This is a genomic window from Thermincola sp. GK-1 (assembly GCF_059412445.1).
Genome location: NZ_JBSQAT010000035.1, coordinates 1 through 4153 on the forward strand (window position 1 = coordinate 1; position 4153 = coordinate 4153).

The following is a 4153-nucleotide window of genomic DNA, read 5'->3' on the forward strand; positions in this document are numbered from 1 at the left end:
TAGTCTCGGTCATTTCCTTGGTATTATCGGCCCATTTCTGTCCTTCCGATCCTGAAATCCAGCGGGCTTTGAAACGGCCGGGTTCATAGCCCACGTATTCCAGGAGACGTTTCATAACCAGGAACCTTCTCCTGGTGAAGTAGTTGCCACTAACATAGTGGCAGTCACCAGGGTGTCAGCCACCCACCAGCACACCGTCAATGCCTTTCTGGAAAGCCCTGACGATAAAGTGAGGATTAACCCTGCCCGAACAAGGGACTCTGATTACCCTCATTGTGGATGGATGCTGAAAACGGCTGACGCCGCACACATCAGCGCCTGCGTAACTACACCAGTTGCAGGCAAAGCCTATGATTTTTGGCTGCCAGTTGGAAAGATCCCGTTCTTTTACAGACATGCAGCATCCACCTCCGCCATCATTTGTAAATTAGTGAAGCCTTTAAGGTTAATGGAACCGGAACGGCACTCAGCGGTACAGGTACCACAGCCCTGGCAAAGAACTGAGTTCACCGATGCGACAACACGTTCTTCTTCCTTGCCATGGTTCCAAACTTTAATGGTTTTAGCATCAATAGCCTTATATGGGCAAAGCGGTTTACACAATAAACAGCCCACACAGGTATCTTCATTAACAAAAGCAATCTGTGGGTTGGTAGCCAACTTGTCCTTGGAGAACAGGGCTGCAACCTTTGCTGCCGCAGCGCTGGCCTGGCCAACGGTATCAGGAATATCTTTCGGGCCCTGGCAGCAGCCGGTCAGGAATACGCCGGCTGTGGTAGTTTCCACCGGTGCAAGCTTCGGGTGAGCCTCGGTGTACCAGCCGTCCTTGTCGTAGGAAAAGCCGACAATCTGGGCCAACTGAGTAGCATTGGCCTGGGGTACCATGGCTGTCTCCAGCACAACCAGGTCAGCTTCCACCTGAACGGACTTGCCAACCAAAGTATCTTCCCCGCAGACAATAACCTTTTTGCCATCCTGGTAAATCTTCGATACCTGGCCACGGATATACTTGGCACCATGTTGTCTGGTTCTCATATAAAATTCATCATACATCTTTCCAGGTGTACGTACATCCATGTAAAAGACGTAGACATCGGAATCCTTGATTTTTTCAAGAACCTGGGTAGCATGCTTGGCAGTATACATACAGCATGCCCTTGAACAATAGGACTTACCTTTCAGTTCATCCCTGGAACCTACACACTTGATAAACACAACAGTCTTCGGAATTTCATGGTCAGAGGGCCGCTTAATCTTGCCGCCGGTCGGGCCGGAAGCATTCACGAGGCGTTCAAAATGCAATCCGGTGATTACATCGGGAATTGTCCCTCCACCATATTCCCCGTAATACTGCGCCCAATCGATCATATCAAAACCGGTGGCTACTACAATAGCACCAAATTTTTCTGTTACCACTTCATCCTGGTCTTCGTAGTTGATTGCGCCGGCAGGGCAAACTTTTGCACAAACGCCACACTTGCCCTCAGTAAGCTTACGGCAGCTTTCCTTGTCAATAACAGGTTTATTGGGAACAGCCTGCTCAAAAGGTTTGTAAATAGCAGTTCTTGTTCCAAGTCCCAAGTTGAACTCACTGGGCACCTTTTTGGGACACTTGGTTTCACATAAGCCACAGCCGGTACACTTGGTATAATCGACGAATTTGGCCTTTTTCCTGATGGTCACGTCAAAGTTACCTACGTAGCCCTCTACTTTCTCAACTTCAGAGTAAGTCATAAGAGTAATGTTGGGATGCTGCGCCGCAGCACCCATCTTAGGCGTGAGTATTCAGGCGCCGCAATCCAGGGTGGGGAAGGTTTTGTCTAACTGAGCCATCTTCCCACCGATTGTCGGCAGTTTTTCAACCAAAACTACCTCATAGCCTGTATCTGCTATATCAAGAGCCGCCTGGATACCGGCAATACCTCCGCCAATAACCAGGGCTCTCTTCGTTATTGGCACATATTCTTCGAAGAGGGGTTCCAGTTTGGCAGCCTTGGCAACTGCCTTCCGTACCAGTTCAATTGCTTTTTCAGTGGCTCTTTCGGGCTCAGAAGCATGAACCCAGGAGCAGTGCTCCCTTAAGTTAGCCATTTCAACCAAGTAAGGGTTCAGGCCGGCACGCTGAATAGCTTTTTGGAATGTCCCCAGGTGCATCCTTGGTGAACAAGAAGCAACTACAACCCGCTCGAGATTGTGTTCTTTGATAGCCTCAACTATGGCCTTTTGGCCGGGTTCAGAGCAGGTGTACTTGTTTTCTTGCACAAAGACGACGCCCGGGAAGGTGCGGGCTACTTCGGCAACTTTGGGTATATCAACCACACCGCCGATGTTGGAGCCGCACCAGCAAAGAAAAACGCCAATCCTTCTCATAAGCATCGCTCCCCGTTTTCTTTTTGTATTTTTGCAAAATCTTAAAAGATTTTTTAACCGATCTTAGCAAGAGCTGCTTGGTAAGCAGTATAATTCTTATTCATACCAAGGTCCTGGTCGGAGAATCCCATGGCGTAGCCCATCAACTGGGAAATATACGCAACAGGCATGTTGAAATTGGTGCCCAGCACCTTATTGATATGGGTTTGCTGCATATCAAGGTTTAATTGGCAAACAGGACAGGCGGTCACAATAATATCCGCTCCCGATTTAACTGCCATTTCCACCACTTTACCACTCATTTTATTAGTGGTCTCCAAATCAACAAATGACAAAGACGCTCCACAGCATTCTGTTTTAAACGGCCAATCTACCGGTTCCGCGCCCAAAGCCGCCACGATGTCATCCATAATATGTGGATTCTCAGCATCGTCCACATGAGCTACTTTAGGTGGCTTAACATAGTAACAACCGTAATAGGATGCAACTTTCAAACCCTTTAAAGGCTTCTTGACTTTCTCAGCAATTTTCTCCATGCCTTGATTGGCAAAGGCCTCGAAAACAGTCAGTACTTTGCTGGTACCTTTTAGCTCCGCCCCAATGGCTTTGTTTATTTTCTCTCTCATTTCGGGGCTGGTATTTATTTCATGGTTAACCCAGATTAAGCGCTGCCAGCATGCCGCACAAGGCGCCACAACATCAAGCCCTTCTTTTTCCGCCGGAACCAGGGTTTTCGCCGGAACAGCCAGGCCAAGAAGATGTCCAAAACTGTGGGCCGAACTCGCACCACAGCAAGCCCAGTCCGGAATTTCCCAAAGTTCAATATCGAGAGCCTTACAGACAGCCTTTACTGACATGTCAAAACCTTTAGCCGTTGAGTGGAGAGAACAGCCGGGATAATAGGCGTATTTCACTATTTTTCACCCTCCATTCTCTCGATGTTCTCCATTATTTCTTTGATTACGCCGCGGTTCTTCGTTTTGGGCGGGAAAAACGCAAGATTCCCTTTCAGGAGAGTTTGCGGCCCGAGGTCCACCAGGCTTAATCCATAGCCGGTTTTCAAAGTATACCCGACTATAAAGCTGAACTCATACATACGCCCCCATTTGGCAATATTGTCCATAAACATTTGATGGAAAATATTTGCCGTCTTAGCGTATTCGGTAATATTTTTCTTCTTGGACATAATTCGCAAAGCATCCATCACCCGTGCAATATCAATATCACGCGGGCACCGGGCTGTACATGTGGAACAGAGTACGCAAGTCCAGATGGTTTTGGTCCTTAAGACCTCGTCTTCCATCCCCAACTGCACCATCCTCATGACGCGGTTCGGTGAGACGTCAAATCCCTTGCACCGGTGTACCGCACAGCCGGCCGAACATTTGCCGCACTGGTAGCATTTGCGTACATCCTGACCACTCATCCTGTAAACCCGTTCAACGAAGTCACTGTGGTCTCTTTGCACCTGAGATAAATTTACAGTTTCACTCATCTCCCCTAACCCCTCTTTATAGAAATTTGTTAAGCAAATACATCCGTCTTCCGGCGATCCCCCCTTAAAAGGTTAAATTTTAATATTTATAAGTTTTTTCCATGTGAAATGATGTACATGGTTACCAATTGGGACATACTGTCCTTATATTTCTATTCTATATGGGCCGAATAATTCCTTTTTTATTTTCGATAATTTTGCGAATATTAAATAAACTTAGATTCGGAAAGTAACTTATAAAAACTTAATAATATCAAGGCTTTTAGATGTTTTTTTAGTGTAAAAATT

General features: G+C 46.9%; 4 protein-coding genes. All 4 read right to left on the reverse strand.

What is annotated here, in order from left to right; translation table 11 throughout:
- Positions 1-397 (reverse strand): hydrogenase iron-sulfur subunit (locus tag ACSNJE_RS15810; RefSeq protein ID WP_495253062.1); only part of this gene is annotated, 397 nt, incomplete at its 3' end.
- Entirely contained in the window at positions 388-2370 is a 1983-nt protein-coding gene (locus ACSNJE_RS15815) for a CoB--CoM heterodisulfide reductase iron-sulfur subunit A family protein (protein WP_013120810.1), read from the reverse strand. The genes ACSNJE_RS15815 and ACSNJE_RS15810, both read right to left, overlap by 10 nt.
- A 53-nt stretch (positions 2371-2423) precedes the next feature.
- Positions 2424-3284, reverse strand: a complete 861-nt coding sequence (locus ACSNJE_RS15820; RefSeq protein ID WP_013120811.1) for a CoB--CoM heterodisulfide reductase iron-sulfur subunit B family protein — start codon at positions 3282-3284, stop codon at positions 2424-2426.
- On the reverse strand, positions 3284-3865 hold the full coding sequence (locus tag ACSNJE_RS15825) for a 4Fe-4S dicluster domain-containing protein (RefSeq protein ID WP_052217218.1): 582 nt from the start codon (positions 3863-3865) through the stop codon (positions 3284-3286). The genes ACSNJE_RS15820 and ACSNJE_RS15825 overlap by 1 nt, the downstream gene beginning before the upstream one ends.
- Positions 3866-4153: the final 288 nt, after the last annotated feature.